The organism is Caulobacter sp. CCNWLW153 (assembly GCF_036889365.1).
Classification (GTDB): Bacteria; Pseudomonadota; Alphaproteobacteria; order Caulobacterales; family Caulobacteraceae; genus Caulobacter; species Caulobacter radicis.
This window is the reverse complement of sequence record NZ_JBAKFV010000005.1, coordinates 235,282-258,254: the sequence shown is the minus strand read 5'-3', so window position 1 is coordinate 258,254 and position 22,973 is coordinate 235,282. Positions and strand designations below refer to the sequence as shown.

Sequence of the window (22,973 nt, the reverse complement as noted above, 5' to 3'; positions counted from 1 at the left end):
GCGTCAGGCGAAGATCTTGATCACGGTCGCCAGGATCTCTTCCTTCGAGCGCACGCCCATCTTGCCGTGGATGTGCTTGATGTGGGTGCGCACTGTCAGGACCGAGACGCCCTTCAGTTCCGCGATCCGATCGGCGCTGTGGCCCGCGATGATCTCGGCCAGGATCCTGGCCTCCATGATGCTCAGGCCGAACAGGGCGCCCAGGCGGGGCAGGTTGGCCGGGGCGTCGAAATCCTTGAGCACGATCACCAGCGCGAGCTGGTCGCCGTCGTGCACGGCGCGCATGCGCAGCAGGAAGCGGCGATCCTGGTCTTCGCTGCCGATGAACTGGCAGACCTCGTGGCCGGCCAGGGCCTCGGCCATCCGTTCCATCAGGAAATGATGCGTGCGGCGATCGACGCCGCCGATCTTGCCGCCGCGGTCGACCAGCGGGCTGTGACCCGCCAGAAGGACGGCCGCGGCGCGCGAGCGCCAGAGGACGGTGGCGGTCTGGTCAATGACGATGCGAGCGATGGCGTCTTCGTCGAGACAAAAGCGCACCGCGCTCGTGTCCAAGACTGCCACTGCGGCGTGCGAGCCGTTCATCTTTCCCTCCCTCGCCAGCCTTGACTGGCGGTGGACCCAACTGCTTTGGCTGGGCCGACTTTGTTATGCAGTTAAAGCCAACTAGGGATAACTTATCCACAACCTGGGATTACTAGATGTTGCATAGCGTCGGTTTGTCGCATGATTTTTGAGAACGCTTATCACTGAGCTGTCGCTATATACATTTGTATTACTAAGGGCAGTTTAGCCGTACGTATTTTATTCAAATTCTCCTGACGGGTGAAACTGTACTAGCTACCCAAGGTGGGGGATTTCAGGTCCCCGGTTCTCTGCAATCGTTCATTAAGAACTTGTTAAGAGAAACGGGGTCTGGGACATGGCTGGCAAGCAACTGACGCTTCCTCGCGCCGTGCGCACCCAGCGCAAGCCGTCCTATAGGGACTGGATACTTGGCGGGAGCTTGCTGGCGGGAGTGATCCTCGCCGCCAGCGTGACGGAAAGCCGGGCGCAGGTTACGGCCTATGCCGGCGGGTCGCCTCCCAACATCGTGCTGTCCATCCCGGTTACGGCTTCCGTGGGCGGTCGTTGCGGCTTCGCGCCGGGCATGGCCCCGAGCGGTTCGACCAATGTCGGCGAGGTCAACAACGCCTTCACGGCGGACTTTCCCTTTACGCTTCAATGCACGGTGCCGTTCAGGGCCGCGGTGGTGTCGAGCAACGGCGGCCTGCTTGCCTCCAGCGTCACGCCCGCCACCGGCTACACCAATCTGGCGCCCTATCTCGTCGACCTGAACCTGGTCGGCGACGTCGGCGTCGGGACGGCCAGCGCCACCTGCGACACCGGCGACCTGAAGAGCACCTCGGGCGCGACCTGCGGCTTCAAGGGGCCGTCGAGCGCCAGCCAGGGCCTGCGCCTGAACGGCTCTTCCTACGATGTCTCTGGCTCGTACCTGCGGGTCCACCGCGCCGCCTATGCCGGCGCGCAGATCCTGGCCGCCGCCAACACCTATTCGGACTCGCTCACGGTGACGCTCAGCGTCTCGCCGTGACCCGCCTTCCGGGCCCGCTCCCCCGGCGGATCCGGCGTCCTTTGAAGGGGGAGGGGGTGCAAGCCCCGGAACAAGCAGAAGTCGGCCCCGCCGACGCAAGACTTTGGGAGTGAAGAGATGAAGAAGACGATCCTTCTCGGCGCCGCCGCCCTGCTGGGCCTGGCGATCGCCCCGGCCGCCATGGCCCAGACGGTCACCGGCACGGTCAACGTCACCGGCAGCGTCGCGGCCAAGTGCGTCGTCATCACCGGCGGCAGCGGCGGCACCTTCTCGGGCTCGATCCCGCTGGGCGAGTTGTCGCAGGCGGACGGCACCCTGTCGACCACCCTGTCGGGCTCGACCAACGCCAGCCCCGGCGGCTCCACCCAGTTCCGCGTGAACTGCAACACCGCCGCCCCCAAGGTGACGCTGAGCTCGACCCGTCTGTCGCTGACCCCCAGCGCCACCGCGCCGACCGGCTACACCGGCAACATCGACTACACCGCCGCGCTCGACGCCGCCCTGGCCAACAGCACGACCCAGACGGTCAGCTACGTGACCGCAGCCGCCCTGCCGGCCGCCACCGTGCAGAGCCTGTCGAGCAGCCTGGCCAACAGCGCCGGCAACCTGACGGTCAAGGCCTACGCCCTGAACACCGCCTCGGGCGCGCTGCTGATGGCCGGCAACTACCAAAGCACGATCTCGATCACCATCGAGCCCTCGTGATCGGGTGGGAAAGGGAGGAAGCGCCATGCGTAGCAGCCTTCTCCTGACCGTCGCCGCGGCGAGCCTCGCGCTCGTCGCCGCCTCGGGTCAGGCCCAGGCCCAGAGCGTGACCGGCACGGTGCAGGTCAACGGCACGGTGTCCAACCGCTGCCTGTTCGTGACCGACAACGTGGTCCTGGATCTGGGCGAACTGTCGCTGCAGACCGGCGACGTCTCGGCCATCGGCCGGCTCGACGGCGTCAAGCTGACCAGCCGGACGGCCACGCTCAACGGCTGGTGCAACGGGGTTTCGGCGACCATGGCCGTCGAGGCCCAGCCGATCTTCAACACCAGCTTCACCAGCACGGCCCCGACCGGGTTCGAGCGTCGTATCGACTACACCGCCACCGCCACGGCTTCGCCCTCGGGCGGCTCGGTGTCGGCGTCGGACAGCACGCTGGCCTCCGGCGGCGGCGCGGCCAGCACCACCGGCATCTTCGCCAGCGACATCGTCGTCAGCTTCGCCGACGCGGCCACGCCCGCCGGCGGGCGGCTGGTCTCCGGGTCCTATTCGGGCTCGGTGGCCGTGACGCTGGCTCCGGCCACTTGAGGGGAGAAAGGTCGTCATGATCCTGCACCGAACCTGCCTTGTCGGACTCGCGGCGACCGCTCTTCTCGCCCCGCTGGCCGGGGCGACCGGCGCCTGGGCCCAGGACCCCGTCAGGGGAACCGTCGGCCTCGACGCCCAGGTCGCCCAGGTCTGCGTGCTGGGCGCGCCGAGCCCCGGCGCCCTGGCGCTGGGACAGATCTCGGAGAGTTCGGGCGCCCGGGTGGGCCGGCTGGCGACCATCGCCAACCAGTCCATCCAGCTGCCCGGGACCTTCTGCAACTACGCCGGCGCGGCCCTGGCCATCTCGGCCTCGCCCCTGGCTGTGACCGGAACCACGACCCAGGCCGGTTTCGTCGGCTCGGTGGACTACACCTGCACGATCAGCGCCTGGGGCGCGACGTCGGCCACGGTCCGCACCAGCACCGGCAGCACGTCGGGCGTCGGCTCGCCCTCGACCAGCGGCGCGCCGAAGGAGACCGACCTGACCCTGGTGGTCTCGGACTTCGCCACCGCCAGCGACAGCCAGCTGCAGCCGGGCTCCTACCTGGCGCTCGTCACCATCACGCTCGGGCCCGACGCGGGCCTGAACGCCTCGGGGAGCTGATCCATGCGGCGCGCTCTTCTTCTCATCGCCCTGGCGCCCCTGGCGTTCGCCGGCGCGGCCTCTGCCCAGACCTACGGGCCCTCCGACAGCGTCGGGCCGATCCAGATCACCGCCACGGTGCCCAACAACATCTGCACGATCGGCGACCTCAGCGACGGCGACAACCTGTTCGATGTCGGGGTGATGATCGACACCACCACGGGCCTCTTGCTGCCGAACCTGGCCGCGCCGTCCAAGGTGCTGACCGGCACGCAATGCGGCGCGCCGAGCCAGCTGACCATCGCCGCCACCCAGATGACGGCCCAGGCCTTCCTGACCACGCCGCCATCGGGCTTCTCGCGCGCGGTCGACTACACGGCCACGGCCTCGGGCTGGACCCCGGTCGACGCGAGCTATTCGACCAGCGCCGCCGCCAACGTCGGCGCGTCCCAGACCCGCGACAGCGGCGGCTCGGGCCAGATCACCATCAGCCTGTCGAACTTCGCCACGTCCGGCGGACCCAGCCTGCGGCCGGTCGCCGACGACACCTACCAGGGGGCGATCGTCGTCACCCTGGCGGCGGCGAGCTGAGGGGAGTGGCGTCATGACCAGGACCAACCGTTTCAAGGCCGCCGTCCTCGCCGGGGCCTCGGCCGTCACCCTGCTGCTGCTGGGCCAGATGGCCCGGGCGCAGGAAGACGACAACACCCGCGACTTCGTCGTGCGGGGGCAGGTGCCCAAGGTCTGCACCATCGCCTCGCCGACCATCGGCGCGGGCCAGGTGGTCAACTTCCTAAGCCTGACCGGCGGGACCCTGCAGGTCGACCAGCTGACCGATCCGGTCACCCTGTCGACCCGCGCGGCCTCGGCCCAGGTCAACTTCGCGGCGGTGTGCAACTACGCCCACCAGATCGTGCTCGAGAGCCAGAACAACGGCCTGTGGCGCTCGGAGCTGGGCCTGACCCCGGCGCCGACCGGCTTCAGCGATGCGGTGCCCTACACCGCGACCCTGGCCTGGGGACCGGTCAACAACCGCTTCGAGGCCGACGCCAGCGCCCGCCGCATCCGCGACAGCGCCCAGCTGGTCGACCAGCCCGTCGTCGGCGACGTGACCCTGCGGCTGGATATCCAGCCCGGCGCCACGAACCTGCAGACCAATGCTCCGCTGGTGTCCGGGGTCTACCGCGACACTCTGCGCCTGACGGTGGAACCCCAATGAAGACCGTCCTTTTCCTTGCCGCCGCCGCGACGCTGGGCGTCGCCGCCGCCGCCTCGGCCCAGACTCTGCCCACGGGCGACGAAGCGTCGAGCCAACTGCAGCTGATCGGCCAGGCCCCCAGCGCCTGCGTGCTGTCGCCGCCCTCGGCGGCGGCCGGCGCCAACACCAGCTTCGCCGCCCAGGGCGGCCAGGCCGGGGTGGTGCGCTTCACCCAGTTCGTCGACCCCCAGACCGCCCAGCCGCGCGACGCCTCGATCAGCCTGGCCTTCCCGGTGGTCTGCAACTCGGCCCACCGCCTGGTGGTGCGCACCGACGGCGCGGGCATGTCCCGCGTCGGCGGGGGCGCGGCCGCTCCGGGCTTCCGTGACCGCCTCGACTTCCAGCTGACGGCCGACTGGGCCGGAGCCAGCGCGTCGGGGACGAGCGCGACGACCACCCCGATCAACCTGGTCACCGCCAACGGCGCGGCCGGGCAGATGAACCTCGTCCTCGCCGTCACCGGCGGCGGGACGCCGATGGTCGCCGGCGACTACGCCGGAACCCTCGTCGTCGAGCTCGAGGCCCAGAACTGAAGCTGAACAGAACGAACTGAATCCATGAGGAGCGGACACCGAATGACTCGTTCGAAAACCTTCCGAGGGCGCTTGCTGGGGGCGGCATGCGCCGGTCTCCTGGCGCTCGCGGGACTGGCGGCGCAGGGGGCGCCGGGCCTGGGCGGGGGCGCCCTGGCCATGACCGTCCAGCCGGTCGTCATCGATCTGAAACCCACCGGTCGGGGCATGTCCCAGATCGTCACGGTGCAGAACACCTTCGCAAACCCTCTGCCGGTCGAGCTGCGCGCCGAGGAGCTGTCCTTCGACGAGAAGGGCGCCCACCCCAGCGACACCCCGACCAACGACCTGCTGATCTTCCCGCCCCAGGCGGTGATCCAGCCGGGCGAGACCCAGTCGTTCCGGATCCAATGGGTGGGCGATCCGGCCCTGGCGCAGAGCAAGCACTACTACGTCACCGTCGCCCAGATGCCGGTGAAGCTGCCGGAGGGCCAGTCGGCCATCCAGATCCTCTACAACTTCCAGGTCCTGGCCAGCGTCGCGCCCTCGGGTGGCAAGCCGGCCCTGTCCCTGTCGAAGAGCGAGATCGGCGCGGACGCCGACGGCAAGCCCGTCCCGGTCGTCTACGTCGCCAACACGTCCAACACGCACGGATACCTGTCCCGCGGAAAGCTGCGGATCGTCGAGAAGGACGCCTCGGGCAAGGCGGTCTTCCAACGGACCATTCCCGGTCCGGAGATCCAACAGACGATCGGCTTCGGCCTGATCGCCCCCGGCCAGACGCGGCGCATCGCCGTTCCCATCGAACTGCCCTTGACGGCGGCAGCAGGAGGCTCCCTTGAGGCTCAATTCTCGTCCGACGAAGGGCGCTAGGTCGCGCGCCTACCGCCGCTGGCTGATGGCGGGATGCCTGGCCGGCGCGGTCCCCTTCGCCGCCCCCTTGGCCGCCATGGCCGAGCCCATTCCCTACGCCATGCTGGCGGCGACCCAGGAACCGACCAGCGCGCCCTCGGCCGGCGCGGCCACCGCGGCCGACGCCCGCCGCCAGCTCAACCCCACGGGTCGCGACGTGACCCTGACGGTGCCGCTGAAGGACGGCGAGTTCTATGTCGGCGACATGCCGCTGGCGATCTCGGCCGACGGCCAGCTGTCGATGCCGTCCGACCGGCTGCTCAGCCTGGTCGCGCCGCTGCTCGACGCTCCCGCGGTCGGCGCCCTGCGCACGGCCCTGGCCGGACGCAGCGTGGTCTCGCCCGAGGTCGTCGCCTCGGCCGGCATGACCATGACCTACGACCCCCGGGCGCTCGAACTGCGGATGAACATTCCGCCCGAGCTCAAGGTCGTGCGCAGCCTGCAGGTCACGCCGATGGACCGCATGGGTGTCGGCTCCTACGTCGCGCCGGCCGGTTTCAGCGGCTATCTCAACATCCGCGGCTCGGTCGACTACGTGGAGCAGGGCTTCGATGAAGGCCTCGGCGACCCGACCTTCCTGCTCGACAGCGCCGTGCGCCTGAACGGGGTGGTGTTCGAGAACGAGGCCGTCTGGCAGCCGGGCGGGAACGAGGACTTCCAGCGGCTGGGCACGCGCTTCGTCTATGACGACGTCAAGAACGTGCTGCGCTGGACCGCCGGCGACCTGCAGGCCGTTGGCCGCGGCTTCCAGTCCGCGCCCGACATGGCGGGCCTGTCGATCTTCCGCTCCTACAGCGTGCTGCAGCCGCAGACGATCGCTCGCCCGCGCGGCCGCGAAAGCTTCACCCTGGCCCGGACCTCCGACGTCAGCGTGATCCTCAACAACCAGCTGACCCGGCGCATCCGCCTGGATCCAGGCCGCTACAACGTGCGCGACTTCCCATTCGCGCAGGGCGCCAACGACGTGCGCCTGGTCATCGAGGACGACACCGGCCGGCGCGAGACCTTGCAGTTCAACGTCTTCTTCGACCGCTCGCAATTGGATCCCGGACTGTCGGAATTCGGGCTGTTCGCCGGCGTGAAGGCGCCGCTGCTGCTCGACGGCCCCGACTACACCGAGGAGTGGACGGTCAGCGGCTTCTACCGCCGCGGCATCACCGACCGGGTGACCCTGGGCGTCAACGGCCAGGCCGACGACACCACCGTCATGATGGGCGCCGAGGGCCTGTTCGGCACCAAGGTCGGCACGCTCGGCGTCGACTTCGCGCTGTCGCACATCGACACCTATGGCTCGGGCTATGCGGCGATCGTCAGCTTCCAGCGGCTGTTCCAGTTCGCCGGCGGCCGCGCCGACGCCCTGAACCTGTCGTTCGAGACCCGCAGCCGCGAGTTCGGGCCGGTCGGGACCTTCATCCCCGACAACCGCTACAACTACGAGATCGGGGTCGGCTATTCGCACGCCTTCAGCGACGCGATCTACGCTAGCTTCGACGGCCGCTATTCCAGCGGCCGGGACGAGTTCCCCGACGCCAGCGCCTATCGCCTGGGCATGGGCTACCGCCTGACCTCGAACCTCGCGGTCACGGCCAACCTCATGTACGACGACGTGCCCGGGCGGCGGGAAACCTCGGCCCTGATCTCGCTGTCCTGGCAGTTCTCGAACAATTCGAGTCTGCGGGCCGAGTACGACGGCCGCGAGGACCGCGCGCGGATCGCCTACCAGACGATCCACGGCCAGGGCGTGGGCTCCTACAACGCCTTCGCCGAGGTCTCGCGTTCGCCCGACGACTCCGCCTTCAACGGCAGCTTCAACTACATCGCCAACCGGGCGGAGCTGGGCCTGTCGCACTTCCAGGCCTTCGAGGGACCCGACAATGGGCGCACCTCGCTGCGGCTGGGCACCTCGATCGGCTTCGCCGACGGCGCGGTGTCGGTCGGCCGACCGGTCTACGACAGCTTCGCGATCATCAAGGGCCACAAGAGCCTGAAGGGCGCCGACGTCGTCGTGAACCCGACCCCGTTCGGCTACACCTCGAACACGGGCGAGCTGGGCACGGCGCTGGAGACCAACCTGGCGGCCTATGCCGAGCGGACCATCACCGTCGACGCGCCCAACGCGCCGGCCGGCTACGACCTCGGTTCCGGCTCGTTCCGGGTCTTCCCGCCGTATCGCTCGGGTTATCGCCTGGAGGTCGGCTCGGACTACTCGATCACCGCCATCGGCCGCCTGGTCGACGCCGACGGCCAGCCGCTGGCGCTGGTCTCGGGTCGCGCGGTCGAGGTCGCCCAGGGCGCGCCGGGCGCCGAGCCGATCACCATCTTCACCAACCGCGTTGGCCGGTTCGGCGCCTCGGGCCTGCGGCCCGGTCGCTGGCGGCTCGAAATGGGGACGACGCCCCCCACGGTCTACTATCTCGACGTCCCGGCCAGCGCCGAGGGCTTCGTCAAGACCGGCGACCTCAAGCCCAACGCGTCCGGAGGCTGACATGAAACGCCGATCGCATACCCTGCTCATCGGATTGGCCGCCGGCGTCGGCGGGGTTCTGCTGGTCTCGGGCACGGCCCAGGCCCAGTGCGTGACCTTCGATCCCGTCGTGCTGTCGGGCACCTTCGACCCGTTCAACCCGAGCGGCACGACGGTGCAGACCCTCAGCATCACCGCGCGGCGTCCGCCGGCGGTGGGCGGCAAGAAGACGCAGGAGGTGAACTTCATCTATCTGCGCCGGCCCGATACGCCGTCGAGCCTGACGATCATCCAGACCTCGACCGGCGGCCACATCCTCGAGAACCCGCCGGGACACGTGCTCGACCCCAACAACGTCAATCCCAACGAGGTCGAGCTGAACTTCGGAGGCGTCGGCCAGCCCGACGTGCAGACCTTCATGGTGACGATCACCGTGCCCAGCGGCGCCGACCTGCCGGCCGGCACGACCGACCTGTTCCTGGACCAGAAGTACTACTGCAAGCGCACCGGCGGCGCGGCTGACGAGCAGGGCGTGATTTCCAACTCGCTCGACATCCGCATCAACGTGCTCAGCGCCCTGCAGGCCAGTTTCGTCGGACCGGCGCTGGATTTCGGCGAGATCGGCACGCTGACGACGGCCGCGCTGCCGTCGACGCCGAACTCGGTCAAGCAGCGCACCGGCAATGTGCGGGTGGCCAGCTCGGGACCGTACTCCGTCGCCCTGACCTCGGCCAACCAGTTCCGGATGACCTATGCCGGCGGCAACCTGGGCACGACCAACCAGCGGATTCCCTACCAGCTGGACTTCCTGGGTCAGAGCAAGACCACGGCCTCGCCGACCTTCAACACCGTCACCTGCGCCCGCGCCGGGCTGTCGGGCCAGTACCTGGCGGTGACGCCGACCTTGCTGGAAGGGGGCGCCGGCAAGGTCCCGTCGCCCAACTACCAGGACATCCTGACGGTGACCGTGACGCCCCTGGCCGTGCCGACGGCCACGACCCCCGTCGCCTGCATGTAACCTCGGCCCAGCCTGAAAAAGCCCCGCCGGCGCGAGCCGACGGGGCTTTCTTTTTGCCGACCGCCCGGGGGGAAGGGCGGAGCAAAAACCGGATCAGAGCGCGGTGATGTTCACCGACAGGTCGCCGACCTGGCCGGCGTCGGCGCCGGGATCCAGGCGCAGGCTGTGGCTCTGCGAGGCCGCGGTGCTCGAGCGGCTGATCAGGGTGACGCCGGTCGAGGACAGCTGGATCTTCTGGCCGTCGACATAGACGGCCGCGTCGTTCAGGCCCTGGGCGTGCGTCAGGCGCACTTCGTAGCCCGAGGCGCTGTTGCAGAACTCGGTCATCCGGCCGAGGTCGCTCGGCTCGGCGCTCGAGGCGGTGGTGGCGTCCAGGCTGACGCGGCAGATGACCGGCACGTGCCCTTCGAGACGAAGCTCGTAGCTGGCCGGCGCGGCGGAGGCGGTAGTGGCGGCCAGAGCGGTGAAGGCGGCGGCCAGGATCATCGGAAAGCGCATTGCAAACCCCAGGAGTGAGGATGATGGGAGGATCATCGCGAGGGAGGGTTAAGCAGAGCGCCCTAAAGCATGGTAAACGATTTGCATCGTAAGAATGACAGCATGTCGCACTTGAATATTGTCTACATGAAATGTCTAGCGAGATTTGAATAGTGCATTCTTACTATGCGCGATCACACCCCTCGTGAGAGCGCTGTAAGGGCTAAGAATGCTGGGTTGTGTTCTGTGGCGGGCCGCGCGAGCGCGCGATCGACCGGCGCCGGGTCAGGACGAGGGGGTGCTGATGTCCTGACCCGGCGCTCGGCGGGCGGGGCGCGCCGCCGAGGATCGTCGATGGCGTTGCGGACAGCCTCGGCGAGCCGGTCATTCGTCGCGGCGGTGACAAAACGGGGGGATTTGCCCTCGCGACCTGTAAATATTAACATATACAGATCGCGTCACAATAACTCACACTTACTAATGTTAAGAATAGTTGTTTTGCGATATCTCATTCAAGGATGTCGGCGGAAGAAATCACCGAGACCAGTTCGGCCTGGCGGTGGACGCCGACCTTGACCATGGCCGACGCCATCTGCACGCGCAGGGTGTTGATGCTGACATTGCGCTCGGCGGCGATGTCGGCCGGCTCGCGGCCCTGGGCCACGCGGGCGACGATCTCGGCCTCGGCCGGCGAGAAGTTGAACATCATCCGCGCGCGCTCGGCGATGTGCGGCGAGGCGCGGCCGACTTCCCGGGCGGTGACCAGGGCGCAGCGGAAGCCGCTGTCGTCGGTGCTGAACGGCTCGATCAGGACCACAAGCGGCTTCTGGCTGCGCGAGCGGTGGATCAGCATGGCGCCCGAGCGTCCCTGGCGCACGGCCGCGGCGATGCGGTTGTGCAGGGCCTCGGACTCGAAGCCGTTCTCGGCCGTCAGCAGGCCGCCCTTTTCCGAGAGCCCGTCGCCGTGGGCGACATAGCTCCAGGCCAGGTCGTTGGCGGCGTAGACGCAGCCCTCGCTGTCGGCGACGATGACGCCGAAGTTCACCAGGTTGAGGATCGCGTTGGCGACGTGCGACTCGAACACGCCGCGCTCGACTTCCGAATCCACAACCTCGATCATCTTGATCAGTCCCATATGCGACGCCCCGTATGGATCGCCGCCGGTGCAGGATGAAAGTTCTGGCCTGGTCTCGCGATGAAGCTCTCGATTGCAGTGCTGTCGCGATTGAAAACCATATTGCTTTATTCTGCCCGCCGACGGCTGGTTTACTGATTGGATATTATTTCCAGCGGGCTCGCATACCCTCCATTGGGTAGTCGAAATGACTAAAAGGGAAAGACAACGCTATCAAATTTGCACTAATGGCGTGGTTTTCTCCTGTCGGGAGATAAACGCGCAAATACAGGAAAACGCCTTTTCTTGCTTTCAAAGTTGTAAGTGGGTCAGGCGCTGGCTGATCGCCAGCATTCCCGTGGTCGTGCCGACGTGCAGCGCGCCCGCCGCGATGGCCACCCCGTAGGGAATGCCCGCGCGGGTGCGGATCCAGCCGCCGAAGGCGCCCGCGTAGGGACGCGCGGCCAGGGCGACCAAGGCCAGGGCGCCGCCGGCGATCGCCGTGGCCACCAGCAGCAGCAGCAGGTTCTCCATGCCCGCGAACAGCGCCGCGACGGCCAGCAGCTTGACGTCGCCCGCGCCGATCAGTCGCCGGGCGAACATCGGCACGCCGGCCAGCATGACCAGGCCGAAGGCGCTGAAGCTCGACAGCCAGTTCGGCGTCGACCAGGTCAGCAGCTGGGCGAACAGGAACAGCACCGCCAGGGCCGCGACGGTCCAGTTGGGGATCTTGCGGGTCCAGGCGTCCCAGCCGGCCGCGATGACGAACAGCGCGGTGTAGGCGACCGAGCCGGCCAGGCGAACGAAGTCGATTTCCATCGGACGGTCTCCAGGCGGCCCTACGAGCCGCCGCCAGGCATGGGCACGACCTCGGCGGGCGGTCCGCCGGCCAGGGTGGTTTGCGGCTCGGACAGGGCTTGCAGCACGCCGGCCGCCGGCTCGCGACCTTGCAGGCGGGCCGAATAGGCCATGTTGCTAAGCACGATCCGCGAGTGCGGGTCGGCCTCCAGCGCCCGGGCGTAGTAGCGCTCGCTGAGGTCGAAGCGGCCCAGCTTGTCGTAGACCACGCCTTGGGCGTTCAGCACCCGCACGTCGGTCGGGGCGCGGGTCGCGGCCAGTTGCAGCAGCTCCAGCGCCAGGGCGTAGTCGCGGGCCTTGATCGCTTCGGCCGCGCGACCATAAAGCCGGTCCACCGCCGCGGCGGGATCAGGCGGGGGCAGGGCGGCCAGGGCGCGGATCTCGGTCTGCGCCGGCTTAGGTCCCATCAGGGCGCTGGCCAGCTGCTTGAGGCTGGCGCAGCCCGACAGCGGGACGAGCAGGGCGCAGGCGGCGGAAGCGACGAGGAGCGTGCGCATCTTCAGTGCCTCTTCATGGCGGGCATGAGGTTGTGGACGACGTCGAGGCCGGCCGGCAGCAGCAGGGCGGTGATGATCACCGGCAGGATGCAGGCCACCAGCGGGATGGTCAGCAGCACCGGGATCCGCATGGCCTTCTCCTCGCCCTTCAGGAACCGCCGCTCGCGCAGCTCGCCCGAATAGGAGCGCAGGGTCTGGGTGATGCTGGCGCCCAGGCTGTCGGTCTGGATCATCAGGGCGGCGAAGGCGCGCAGGGAGTCGACATTGACGCGGTCGGCCATGCGCCGCAGGGCGTCTGCGCGGCTGCGCCCGGCCCGCAGCTCCTGCGAGACCTGGCTGAACTCGCGCGAGATCTCCGGGTGCGAGGGCTTGACCTCCTGGCTGACGCGGATGAAGGCGGCGTCCACGCCGAGGCCCGCCTCGACGCAGACCACCATCAGGTCCAGGGCGTCGGGGAACTGGTGCTCGAGCCGCTCGCGGCGGCCGGAGGCCTTCATGTCGACGAAGATCGCCGGGATCACCAGGCCGAGGCCGCACAGCAGCAGGGCTCCGGCGATCAGCGGCAGGCCGACCACGGGCTTGGCCGACAGCTTCTGGGCCAGCAGCAGGATGGCCGGCAGGCCGACGGCGCTGATCACCCGCACCAGGAAGTAGCCGGGCACCGCGGCCGGGCCGTCGAACCCGGCCTCGGCCAGGGTCCGGGCCAGGCCCGTGCGCTTCTCGGACTTCTCCGCGCCCGGGGCGCGGGCCTGCAGCCAGCTCAGGAACGGGGTCTTGGGCTTGGAGTCCTTGAGCAGCCCGCCGGCGGGGCCCGTGGCCAGCGCCGCGCCGCCCGCCGCCCGTTCGCGCATCCGGCGCTTGAGGGCCGCTCCGGCGTCGACCTGGCGGAACACCAGCAGGGCCATGGCGCCCACCACCAGGAAGACGGCGGCCTGCAGCCCGACGGAAACGAAAAGGTCCATGGCGAGGCCTCAGTACTTGAACGTGACGATCCGGCGGATCATCAACTGGCCGATGAGGTAGAGGACCACGACGCCGCCCACGATGGGCCAGAACGCCGGATCCGAGAACTTGGTGGTGTAGAACTCGGGGCGGAGAACGCTGACCACGCCCACGCAGAACAGCGGCAGCAGGCTGAGGATCAGGGCCGACATCCGGCCTTCGCTCGACAGGGCGCGGATGCGCTTGGCCAGCGAGGCGCGGCCGCGGATGACGCTGGCCAGGCCGTGCAGGATCTCGGCCAGGTTGCCGCCGGTCTCGCTCTGGATGGCGATGCTGACGGCGAAGAAGGCCACGTCCGGCGAGCCGGTGCGCCGGGCCAGGTTCGACAGGGCGTCGCGGAACTCGACGCCATAGGTCGTCTCGTCCAGCACCAGGCCGAACTCGGTGCCGATCGGGTCGGGCATCTCCTGGGTGACCAGGCCCACGGCCGAGATCACCGGATGGCCGGCGCGCAGGGCGCGGATCATCACGTCCAGGGCCAGCGGCAGCTGTTCCTCCAGCTTGGCCAGTCGCGCGGCGTGGCGCTGGACGATCCACATCGCCGCCACCGCGCTGCTGATGGCCGCCGCGCCCACGGCGGTGACCAGCACCTGCGAGACCGGGGTCTCGACCGGCTGGCCGCGCAGGAACACCAGCGCCAGCAGCCACAGGCCGGCCGCGATCGCCGCCACCACGCCCAGCACCTGAAGTGGCCCGACGGTCAGTCCCGACTGGCGCAGGTAGAGCGTGGCGCGGCCATGCAGGGCGCCGTAGGGCGTGCGGTCGATCCAGCTGCCGCGGGGATCGCGCACCAGCGACTCGTAGACCTTCTCCTGGCTCATGCCGCCGGCCATCAGGGTCAGGCGGCGATTGACCCGCTGGGTCTGCTCGCGAGCCGAGAGCAGCAGGCCGAAGATGGTCTGGCCGGCCAGCACCGCGGCCACGAAGGCCAGCACCAGGGCCATGGGAAAGAGCAGTCCCTGCATGGCGTCACCCCGAGATCCGGCCAGGTGAGAAGAGATTGGAGGGCAGGTCGACGCCGCGGGCGTGCAGCACCTCCATGAACCGCGGGCGAACCCCCGTGGCCTCGTAGGAGCCGGCCACCCGGCCGTCGGTCGTGCGGCCGGCGCGGCGGAAGCGGAAGATCTCCTGCATGCAGATGACGTCCTCCTCCATGCCGGTGATCTCCGACACCGACACGATGCGGCGGTGGCCGTCCTCCATCCGCTCGGCCTGCACCACCACGTGGATGGCCGAGGCGATCTGGCCCCGCACCGAGCGGGCGGGGATGTCCAGGCCCGCCATGCCGACCATCTGCTCCACCCGCGAGAGGGCGTCGCGCGGGGTGTTGGCGTGCACCGTGGTCATCGAGCCGTCGTGGCCGGTGTTCATGGCCTGCAGCATGTCGAAGGCCTCGCCCGAGCGGACTTCGCCGACGATGATGCGGTCGGGCCGCATGCGCAGGGCGTTGCGGACCAGTTCGCGCTGCTGCACCTCGCCCTGGCCCTCGATATTGGCGGGCCGGGTCTCCAGCCGTCCGACATGCGGCTGCTGGAGTTGAAGCTCGGCGGAATCCTCGATGGTGATGATCCGCTCCCGCTCGTCGATATAGGCCGACATGGCGTTGAGCAGGGTGGTCTTGCCCGAGCCGGTGCCGCCCGAGATCAGCACGTTGCGGCGGGCCTGCACGATGGCCTCGAGCACCAGCGCCATTTCGCTCGTGATGCTGCCCAGCTCGACCAGCCGGCTCATGGCCAGCGGCACGCGCGAGAACTTGCGGATCGAGACCAGGGGGCCGTCCACGGCCAGCGGCGGGATGATGGCGTTGACGCGGCTGCCGTCGGCCAGGCGTGCGTCGACCATAGGCTGGCTCTCGTCGATGCGGCGACCGACGGCGGCGACGATCTTGTTGATGATCCGCACCAGGTGGCGTGTGTCCTGGAACCGCACGTTGGTGCGATGCAGGCGGCCCTGCCGCTCCACATAGACCGTCTCGTGGGTGTTGATCAGGATGTCGGTGACGGTGTCGTCCTTGAGCAGCGGCTCGAGCGGGCCAAGGCCCAGGAGCTCGTCCAGGATCTCGTCGACTAGCTGGTCGGTCTGGGCGGGGGTCAGCAGGCGCTTTTCGTCGGCCAGCAGGCCGCTGACCGCGCCGCGGATCTCCTGGCGCAGGGTCTCGCGCGGCGTGCGGTCCAGCAGGCTGAGGTTCAGAAGGTCGATCAGCCGCTGGTGCAGGCGCACCTTCAGGCCCAGGGCGTCGTCGATCGGCGCGGCCTGGGCGAACTCGGCGGCGGCGGCCTGGCTTTCGATCCGGCGGGTCTCTTCGCTCCAGAGCATGATCTACCTCCCGACCTGGGCGAGGGCGACGGGCTGGGCGGGGACCAGCGTGTCGGCGAGGCGGCCGATCGCCGCCTCCAGCTTGCTGCCCCGGCGCACGGCGCTCAGCGCCACGCCCTGGTTGATCGCCTGCTGCATCAGCTTGCGGTCCTCGGGCGCCACCAGGTCGAAGGGGCGGCCGATGGCCTGCTCGGCGGCCTTCAGCGACAGGCCGCTGGCGCTGTCGGGCTCGACCTGGTTGCACACCAGCGTCAGCGGCACGTCGTCCAGGCGCTGGGCCGCCAGCATGTGCAGCTGCCGGCGCACCAGATGCACGTGCGGCACCGACAGGTGGGTCACCAGCACGATCCTTTGCGACTGGCGCAGCAGGCGGTTGGTCCAGGCGGTCCACACCGTGGGCAGGTCGACCAGGGTGGTCTCGAAGTCACGGCGCAGGGCCGCCATCAGGCCGTCGACCAGGGTGGGGCTGAGGGCCTCGACCGGCATCATCTCCTGCGGCGCGCCCAGCACGGACACGCCGCTGCGATGGGTGGGCAGGGAGGTGGCGAAGGGCATCTCCTCCACCGCGCCGCCGGCCGTCAGCACCTGGCCCACCGTCACTGCGTCGCCGACGTCGAGATAGAGCGCCGCGGCGCCCATCTGCACGTCCAGGTCGGCCAGGCAGACGCCAGCCGAACCGGTCCGGCCGGCCAGCATCACCGCCGTCTGCGCGGCCAGCGAGGTGGCGCCGACGCCGCCCCCTGCCTTCAGCACGCTGATGATCTCGCCGCTGCGCTTGTGCGCCCGGCCGGTGTCGAGCCGGCAGAAGATCCGTTCCAGCGCGATGGCCAGGGTAGTGTCGCTCACCGGCGCCGGCAGCACGTCGGCCGCCCCCTGGTGCAGCAGCCGGCGGGTGGCCTCGATGTCGGCACCGCGCATGGCGACCAGCACCTCTATGCGGCCGGCGCAGGCGGCGATCCGCGCGCTCATCCGTTCCACCTCGGCCGGATCGGCGCCGTCCAGGCCGACGATCAGCAGGTCGAAGGCGTGGGCGGCCCGTTCGGGCCAGGCGCAGTCCAGAAGCCGGAAGGTCACCGCCGGGAACATCGCCGACAGCATCGCCACCGGCGGGTCCGCGCCCAGGCCCACGCCGCAGAGGCCGACACGCCAGGCGGTCGGGCGGTGGTTGGGCGGGGGCGGCGGCGCGACGCTCTTGGGGCGGCCGAAATGGAGCAGGCTCATGACAGGCTCTCTCCGCTGAGTGTCGACGTCATGGTTGGGAGGTTGAAGGGCGCGACCCCGAAGATCTGCAGGGCGACGCTCGTGAAGGTGAGGTTGGCGACGCTGACGCTGACCAGCGGCTCCATGTCGGGGGCGTAGGGGTTGCCCACCTTGCCGATGCCGACATGGCGATAGGTGATGGTCACGTCGGCGGCCGTGATGTCTGGCTGGTAGGCCTGCATCTTGTTCAGCACGGCGTTGAAGGTCGTGTTGTCGAAGCCCGGCGAGCCGCCGCTGCCTTGCGTCTGGGTGCAGGTCGTGTTCGAGCCGGTGCAGCTGAAGGCCATGTCCGGCACGACGCCGCCGCCGCCATAGGTCGCGGTGCCGTCGTAGGTGGCCATGTAGGTCGAGACGATCGGGCTGACGACGGCCAGGCGCGCGCCCTCGCGGGTGGCGGTCTTGGCGGTGTTGATGGTCCAGCCCAGCCGGCCCATGTCGATCACCGCCAGCAGCATGACGATGAAGGCGAAGCACACCAGGCCGAACTCGGTCGCCGTGGCGGCGCTTTCCTCGCGGGCGAACCGCGACGCCAGGGTGCGGAGACGGGTCATTCTGTCCACGCCTGCTGTGAGCTGACCGTGAACGAGGTCAGGGTGATGCCGGTCAGCGGGCCGAAGGATTCGATGTAGGGCGGGGTCGCGGCGACCTGCACGCGGGGCACGCCGGTCATGCCGTCGTAGCGTCCAGAATAGGTCCCGCCGGCGTTGCTGACGCAGGTGACGGTGACGGTGACCGTGGCGTTGCTGGTCCAGGTGGCGATCAACGGCGAGCCGGAGCCGTCCTTGGTGCCAGTGCGGGTCAGGTTCTGGATGTTGGCGACGTCGCCGGCGTTGGTCAGGCCCGCGCAGGTCATCGGCAGGCGGGCGGCGTAGCGGGCGGCGTCTCGCACCGACGAGACGGCGATGTGGTAGTTCCAGAACAGCCGTCCCGCGCCGACGAAGGCGAAGCACAGCAGCACCATGAACGGCAGCACCAGGGCGAACTCCACCGCCGCAGAGCCTTCGCGCCCGGCCAGCAGTCGACCAAGCAGTCTTGGGGCGAGGTGAGGGGGGCTAGTCATAGAGCCGCACCGAGTAGAGCATGGTCTCCGCGCCGACCGCCGAGGTGTCGGTGGTCGAGCCGACGACCTCGCCATAGATCGAGTTGCTGACGGCCGGGCCGATCAGGAACAGGTCGACATAGGCGATGACGTGGACGGTGGAGCTGCCGTGGACGTTGTCGGCGTTGCAGTTGACGACCACGGCCGAGATCGTGCGGCGATCGGGCGTGGCTTGAGCGCCGGTCGTGTTGCACTGAGGGCGGGCGTAGTCGTGCGAGCCGCTGTTGGCGGTCTGGCCGTCGGAGAAGGCGCCCGCCGGGGTCGAGATCGTCCCGCTCAGCATGGCCAGCTCCCACTTGTAGACCTGGTAGCGGGTTGGGCTGGTGGCGCCGGCCGCCGGTGCGGGGCCGTAGGCGTTCCAGCCCGTTCCCGTGGAACCGGCCGGGACCTGCGGGATGTAGGTGGTCGGGTTGATGCCCGAATGGTTGGTGGCGAAGTACTGGGCCTTGTTCCAGACGCCGCTGCCGACCACGCTCGACTGGTTGCAGTCGCGCGGCAGGCCCATGCCCCCGGCGACCGCGGCGCTGCTCGAGCAGCTGTTGCTCGGCACGGCGACGCTCGGGTTGCAGGCGCTGTTGCCGGCGTTGGTCTTGGCGCCGACCAGGGTGTTCATCGCGGGGCGGAACAGCGGGTCGTTCTTCAGCCCGCTGGCCGAGGACTTGTAGATGTCGAAGCGGACGTTGAAGTAGTCGTCGGCCGAGGCGATGTTGCCGGTCTGGGTCTGCACCGTCGTGCCGAAGCACTCGGTCAGCGGCGGATAGCGGCCCATGGCGTTCTTGACGTCGGCCGCGCCCGAGCCCACCGACAGGAAGCCGAAGTTCCCCGGCCCCCAGGCGCCGTTGCCGCCGGGCGGCGGGGTCAGGACGAAGTTCTTGCCGATGTAGGTGTCGCCGTCGAACACCAGGCTGGTCGCCTCGTTCGGGTTGCAGATCATCAGCGGCGGCACCTTGCAGATCGCCGTGCCGTAGCCGGCCACCGCGCGGGCGGTGGCGTTGAAGCCCGCGACGCCCGTCAGCGCGCCGAACACCAGCCCGCGGGGGCGCGGGGCCAGGTTGATGCGGATGAACTTGGCCGTCGCGTCGGTGGTCGCGGTGACGTCCGGATCTCGGCTGGAGAGGAAGGTGATGTCGCTGGCGGCGACGGCCACGTTGCTCTCGTAGGTGTCGCCCAGGGCCTGGCGGTTGCTGACCAGGCTGCCCATGGCGGCGGTCTGGGCCCGTCCCATGGCGCCGCTCGTGCCGTCCAGCTGGCTGGCGCCGGCCAGGGCGGCGGCGTCGACCGCGTTCTCCAGCTCGGCCCGCAAGGCCAGGGCCCGGCTGACGTCGAAGGCCAGGCCCCCGATGGCCACCAGCCCGATCAGGGCCACCCCCGTGAGGGTGGCCACCGTGCCGGAACGATCCCGGATGAAGCGATGAAGAAGGCGGGGCGCGCGCGACATGGTCAGTTGGCCGGAGACTTGGCCGCTCCCTTGTTGTCGATGCTGGAGGTGGCGGCCTGGGCGGGCTGGATCACCTGGTTCTTGCCGTAGCGGGTCGCCGCCAGGGCGGCCCGTACCCCGTCGCCGCCGGGCTGCAGCACGCCTTCGTAGCGGGCTTCCGGATCGGCGACCTGGGCGGCGAGGTTGCTGCGCAGGGCGACGCCGAAGTCGGGCGACAGGTCCTTGCGGGCGTCGGTGCAGCCGGCGAGCGCGGCCAAGGCCGCGGCGGCCAGCAGGATCCTATTGAAGGACATGGCCTTGAGGCGCATCGGCCCCTCCCTTGACGGTTGACGGCTGCGCGCTCGACTGGGTCTTGCCCAGCAGGAACAGCTCGGTGTCGGACGGCGGCACGAAGTTGTCGGCCGGGGTCGCCTGGCGGGCCCGGGTCGGGCGCACGAGGTGCGGGGTGACCAGGATCACCAGTTCGGTCTGGTTGCGCTGGTAGCTGGTCGAGCGGAACAGCGATCCCAGGATCGGCAGGTCGCCCAGCATCGGGAACTGGCGGATCTGGTCCTGGTAGTCGTCGCGGATCAGGCCCGCGATCGTGAAGGACTCGCCGTCGCGCAACTCGACCGTGGTCTTGGCCCGCCGCACCTTGATGCCGGGGATCCGCAGGCCGTTGCTGACGAAGGAGGCGTTGGGGTCGATGCTCGAGACCTCGGGATTGACCACCAGGTTGACCATGCCGTCCTGCAGGACGGTGGGGGTGAAGGCCAGGCCGATGCCGAACTGCTTGAACTCGACCGTGATCGTCGTCTGGCCGCCGCTCTGGTTCTGGGCCACGGGAACGGGGAACTCGCCCCCGGCCAGGAAGTTGGCGGTATCGCCCGACATGGCCGTCAGGTTCGGTTCGGCCAGGGTCTTGACCAGGCCCTTGGTCTCGAGCGCGTCGAACAGCACGTCCAGGTCGACGTCGCCGGCCCGCAGCGGGAACTTCAGCAGGCCGAAGGTGTCGGTCAGCGTCGTGGCCACGCCGGTGTCGCCGGTGCCGATGATAAAGTTGTGGTAGTTCGGCGAGGCCGGGTTGGCCGTGTTCATGTTCAGCCGCAGGGCCTTGGCCGTGGCGCGCTCCATCTCGACGATGCGCACCGACAGGGTGACCTGCTGACTGCCCTGGACCGACAGCATGTTGACCACCTGGCCCGGCGCGTAGCTCTCGGCCAGGGCCGCGGCCCGGCCGGCCACGGCGCCGCTGCTGGCGGTGCCGGTCAGCACGATCGACTGGTTGCCCGAGGCGACCTTCAGGTTATCCTCGTTGGGCAGGGCGTCGCGCATCCGCTGGCGCAGGGTCTCGACGTCGGCGCCGACCACCACGTTGGCGGCCGCCACCAGCTTGCGGCCGGGGCCGTAGGCGGTCAGCGTCGTGCCGCCCAGCTTCTTGCCGACGACATAGACCGACCGCGAGGTCAGGGGCAGCACGTCTGCGGTGTCGGGGTTGCCGATCATGATGTCGGTGTAGGGAGCGGGAAGCTCCAGCACCTGGGCCTTGCCGACGGCGACATTGACCTCGACCTTGCGGACGGCTGCGTCGGAGAGGGCGGCGGCGGGCTGGGCGATGGCGGTGGTCGGAACCGCCGCCAGCAGGGGCAGCAGGCCGGCGGCCGCGGCCAGCAACGAGTGTTTCAGGGTCATGTGAACGGGTCCTGCGCCGTGCGCATCGACGGCGCGCCGGCGGGAGGGAAGGGGAGCGGGCGAGGCCATGGTCACAGCCCCACCCGATAGCCGGTCGTCTCGACGCCGCGGGTCACGCGGACCTCGGTCGACGACGGCGGCATGGACGAGGCGGCCGGTCGCGGCGCCGCGGGGCGGCGGGGGGCGACCGCTCGGACGGGCGTCGGCGCGGGGGTGTTGACCTGGGTGGGGCCCATGCCTCGCGACAGGTCCGCCAGCGTCATGGTCCGGCGGCCCAGCGGCGCCTGGTCGGAGATCTGGCGCAGGGCCAGCGACACCGCGCCGACCGCCTGGGCCAGGGTGATGGCCTGGGCCTGGTCGGGCGTGACCTCGACGGTGATCGCCTTGACCACCACCGGCTTGTCGGCGCCCTGGTCGTCGGACTGGTCGACGCCGACGACGCGGACGTTCTCGGCCAGCACCTGGGTCAGGCTGGTCTCGGGCTGGTTGTTGTCCTTGCTGCGGGTCAGCAGCACGTCCACCCGGTCGCCCGGCAGCACGAACCCGCCGACGCCGGCGACGTCGTTGGCCCGCAGCGACACCGCTCGCATGCCTTCGCCCAGCGAGCTGGCGAGGTTGGAGCGGCCGCCCGAGCCCGACACGCGGTCGGCCAGGATCGGCTCATTGGCGGCGATGTCCTTCAGGGCGATGCGCGCGCCGCCCGGGCCTGAAGCGGCCTCCGGAATGGAACGAAAGGCGCCGGCCGGCACGGCGTCGGTCGGATAGTGCGCGACCTTGAGCACGGCGGACTGGAGCTTGAAGCCTCTCGCCAGAGGCTGCGAGGCCACGACGACGGGCGTCGAGCCGGTTTCCTTGATCACCGGGGCGTCTACGCGCCCGGCGCTCATATAGACCCGTGCGGCGAGCACGGCGCCCAGGCCCAGCACAGCGGCCGCGCCAAGGGATATGACGGTCTTCGTCTGCATTGTTGCAACCCCCTCCCCACGTCAGCAGGGAGCCTGTCCTGGCTCACCGCCATGGGTCGGCGACGCGGCTTGCCGCCCCGCGCCGCCGACGACTTGGTTCAGCAGTTGGCGGCCGACGGATTGGCCACGCAGGTGGCGGCGTCCGTGATGGCGGTGCCGATGTTGGTGCCCAGCAGCACGGCGGCGACGGCGATGGCGCTGCCGATGATGGCCAGGATGAGGGCGTATTCGGCCGCGGCCGCGCCGTCTTCTTCGAAGATCAGATCGCGCAGAGTATTCATGTCGTATCCTCCTCTAAGTTTTCTCAACCGCGCATCTTTGTTCGCGGACAAAGAAGAGGTTTCCCCCTTCGCCCTGAATTAGCGGCTTAACGGTTTGGTAAGTAAATACACCGGTCGCTTTAATATGAAATCGGTACGGCGGGTGGCGGCGCGTATGTAAAACGCACTATTTTTCAGTATTTGAGGCGCAAACGTCGCTTGTTTGGCGAGTATTCTTCCGGGTGTGTGGAGGTAGTGCCCGCCGGTAGGTTGTCAATGCGAGCTTTTCGCTTGGCGAGCTGTAGCGATACATCGGCCATGGGTTGTATTACTCAATTTGGGGGTGTCGGGTTGGCGGCCTCGAACGTCATGCAGCGCACC

The 22,973-nt window shown here is 69.1% G+C and carries 26 protein-coding genes; 10 read left to right on the top strand and 16 right to left on the bottom strand.

Annotated features, from left to right (window positions below; all coding sequences use genetic code 11):
* Positions 1–3: 3 nt before the first annotated feature.
* Entirely contained in the window at positions 4–585 is a 582-nt protein-coding gene (locus V6S85_RS10490; RefSeq protein WP_116563951.1) for a helix-turn-helix transcriptional regulator, read from the bottom strand.
* A gap of 337 nt (positions 586–922) precedes the next feature.
* Here V6S85_RS10490 and V6S85_RS10485 point away from each other — a divergent pair, with 337 nt between their 5' ends.
* The 10 genes from V6S85_RS10485 to V6S85_RS10440 all read left to right on the top strand — a co-directional run bounded on the left by V6S85_RS10485 (position 923) and on the right by V6S85_RS10440 (position 9,635).
* Positions 923–1,594, top strand: a complete 672-nt coding sequence (locus V6S85_RS10485) for a hypothetical protein (protein WP_133244702.1) — start codon at positions 923–925, stop codon at positions 1,592–1,594.
* Positions 1,595–1,711: 117 nt separating this feature from the next.
* Complete coding sequence (locus tag V6S85_RS10480; protein WP_116563949.1) at positions 1,712–2,299, top strand: hypothetical protein; 588 nt, start codon at positions 1,712–1,714, stop codon at positions 2,297–2,299.
* Positions 2,300–2,324: 25 nt separating this feature from the next.
* Entirely contained in the window at positions 2,325–2,888 is a 564-nt protein-coding gene (locus tag V6S85_RS10475; protein ID WP_116489830.1) for a hypothetical protein, read from the top strand.
* 16 nt (positions 2,889–2,904) lie between these two features.
* Positions 2,905–3,492 (top strand): hypothetical protein, encoded by a 588-nt coding sequence (locus V6S85_RS10470; RefSeq protein WP_334348893.1) that lies wholly within the window; start codon positions 2,905–2,907, stop codon positions 3,490–3,492.
* Between the two features lie 3 nt (positions 3,493–3,495).
* A complete protein-coding gene (locus V6S85_RS10465; RefSeq protein WP_334348892.1) occupies positions 3,496–4,062 on the top strand; it encodes a hypothetical protein in 567 nt (188 codons plus the stop codon).
* A gap of 13 nt (positions 4,063–4,075) precedes the next feature.
* Positions 4,076–4,690, top strand: a complete 615-nt coding sequence (locus V6S85_RS10460; protein ID WP_116489833.1) for a hypothetical protein — start codon at positions 4,076–4,078, stop codon at positions 4,688–4,690.
* The gene (locus V6S85_RS10455; RefSeq protein WP_334348891.1) at positions 4,687–5,262 is read left to right on the top strand and encodes a hypothetical protein; all 576 of its coding nucleotides are present in this window, start codon (positions 4,687–4,689) and stop codon (positions 5,260–5,262) included. The genes V6S85_RS10460 and V6S85_RS10455 overlap by 4 nt, the downstream gene beginning before the upstream one ends.
* 42 nt (positions 5,263–5,304) lie before the next feature.
* Positions 5,305–6,114: a fimbrial biogenesis chaperone gene (locus tag V6S85_RS10450; protein ID WP_334348890.1), complete on the top strand. Its 810-nt coding sequence runs from the start codon at positions 5,305–5,307 to the stop codon at positions 6,112–6,114.
* Entirely contained in the window at positions 6,080–8,638 is a 2,559-nt protein-coding gene (locus V6S85_RS10445; protein WP_116563939.1) for a fimbrial biogenesis outer membrane usher protein, read from the top strand. Before V6S85_RS10450 ends, V6S85_RS10445 begins: the two co-directional genes overlap by 35 nt.
* Before the next feature lies 1 nt (position 8,639).
* Positions 8,640–9,635 (top strand): hypothetical protein, encoded by a 996-nt coding sequence (locus V6S85_RS10440; protein WP_334348889.1) that lies wholly within the window; start codon positions 8,640–8,642, stop codon positions 9,633–9,635.
* A 93-nt stretch (positions 9,636–9,728) separates the two neighbouring features.
* Here the strand turns inward: V6S85_RS10440 and V6S85_RS10435 are convergent, their stop codons facing one another.
* From V6S85_RS10435 to V6S85_RS10365, 15 genes are all read right to left on the bottom strand, one after another.
* Complete coding sequence (locus V6S85_RS10435) at positions 9,729–10,133, bottom strand: hypothetical protein (RefSeq protein ID WP_116563935.1); 405 nt, start codon at positions 10,131–10,133, stop codon at positions 9,729–9,731.
* A gap of 487 nt (positions 10,134–10,620) precedes the next feature.
* Positions 10,621–11,247, bottom strand: a complete 627-nt coding sequence (locus V6S85_RS10430; RefSeq protein WP_116563933.1) for a helix-turn-helix transcriptional regulator — start codon at positions 11,245–11,247, stop codon at positions 10,621–10,623.
* A gap of 291 nt (positions 11,248–11,538) precedes the next feature.
* Positions 11,539–12,045 (bottom strand): A24 family peptidase, encoded by a 507-nt coding sequence (locus V6S85_RS10425; protein WP_116563931.1) that lies wholly within the window; start codon positions 12,043–12,045, stop codon positions 11,539–11,541.
* Positions 12,046–12,065: 20 nt separating this feature from the next.
* Positions 12,066–12,581, bottom strand: coding sequence for a tetratricopeptide repeat protein (locus V6S85_RS10420; protein ID WP_116563929.1), 516 nt, complete (start codon positions 12,579–12,581; stop codon positions 12,066–12,068).
* A gap of 2 nt (positions 12,582–12,583) precedes the next feature.
* Positions 12,584–13,543 carry a type II secretion system F family protein gene (locus V6S85_RS10415; protein ID WP_116563927.1) on the bottom strand — a complete coding sequence of 320 codons (960 nt, stop codon included), beginning with the start codon at positions 13,541–13,543 and terminating at the stop codon, positions 12,584–12,586.
* A 9-nt stretch (positions 13,544–13,552) separates the two neighbouring features.
* On the bottom strand, positions 13,553–14,548 hold the full coding sequence (locus tag V6S85_RS10410) for a type II secretion system F family protein (protein WP_334348888.1): 996 nt from the start codon (positions 14,546–14,548) through the stop codon (positions 13,553–13,555).
* Between the two features lie 4 nt (positions 14,549–14,552).
* On the bottom strand, positions 14,553–15,899 hold the full coding sequence (locus tag V6S85_RS10405; protein ID WP_116563923.1) for a CpaF family protein: 1,347 nt from the start codon (positions 15,897–15,899) through the stop codon (positions 14,553–14,555).
* A 3-nt stretch (positions 15,900–15,902) separates the two neighbouring features.
* Positions 15,903–17,120 (bottom strand): AAA family ATPase, encoded by a 1,218-nt coding sequence (locus tag V6S85_RS10400; RefSeq protein ID WP_116489844.1) that lies wholly within the window; start codon positions 17,118–17,120, stop codon positions 15,903–15,905.
* Positions 17,117–17,710, bottom strand: a complete 594-nt coding sequence (locus V6S85_RS10395) for a TadE/TadG family type IV pilus assembly protein (protein WP_116563922.1) — start codon at positions 17,708–17,710, stop codon at positions 17,117–17,119. The genes V6S85_RS10400 and V6S85_RS10395 overlap by 4 nt, the downstream gene beginning before the upstream one ends.
* Positions 17,707–18,219 (bottom strand): TadE/TadG family type IV pilus assembly protein, encoded by a 513-nt coding sequence (locus V6S85_RS10390; RefSeq protein WP_334348886.1) that lies wholly within the window; start codon positions 18,217–18,219, stop codon positions 17,707–17,709. Before V6S85_RS10390 ends, V6S85_RS10395 begins: the two co-directional genes overlap by 4 nt.
* A complete protein-coding gene (locus V6S85_RS10385) occupies positions 18,212–19,642 on the bottom strand; it encodes a pilus assembly protein TadG-related protein (protein WP_165828681.1) in 1,431 nt (476 codons plus the stop codon). The genes V6S85_RS10390 and V6S85_RS10385 overlap by 8 nt, the downstream gene beginning before the upstream one ends.
* 56 nt (positions 19,643–19,698) lie before the next feature.
* Positions 19,699–20,004 carry a hypothetical protein gene (locus tag V6S85_RS10380; RefSeq protein ID WP_334348885.1) on the bottom strand — a complete coding sequence of 102 codons (306 nt, stop codon included), beginning with the start codon at positions 20,002–20,004 and terminating at the stop codon, positions 19,699–19,701.
* Complete coding sequence (locus V6S85_RS10375; RefSeq protein WP_165828680.1) at positions 19,976–21,367, bottom strand: type II and III secretion system protein family protein; 1,392 nt, start codon at positions 21,365–21,367, stop codon at positions 19,976–19,978. Before V6S85_RS10375 ends, V6S85_RS10380 begins: the two co-directional genes overlap by 29 nt.
* 71 nt (positions 21,368–21,438) lie before the next feature.
* Positions 21,439–22,332 (bottom strand): Flp pilus assembly protein CpaB, encoded by an 894-nt coding sequence (gene cpaB / locus V6S85_RS10370; protein WP_116563913.1) that lies wholly within the window; start codon positions 22,330–22,332, stop codon positions 21,439–21,441.
* A gap of 98 nt (positions 22,333–22,430) precedes the next feature.
* The gene (locus tag V6S85_RS10365) at positions 22,431–22,613 is read right to left on the bottom strand and encodes a Flp family type IVb pilin (protein ID WP_116563911.1); all 183 of its coding nucleotides are present in this window, start codon (positions 22,611–22,613) and stop codon (positions 22,431–22,433) included.
* Between the last annotated feature and the right edge of the window lie 360 nt (positions 22,614–22,973).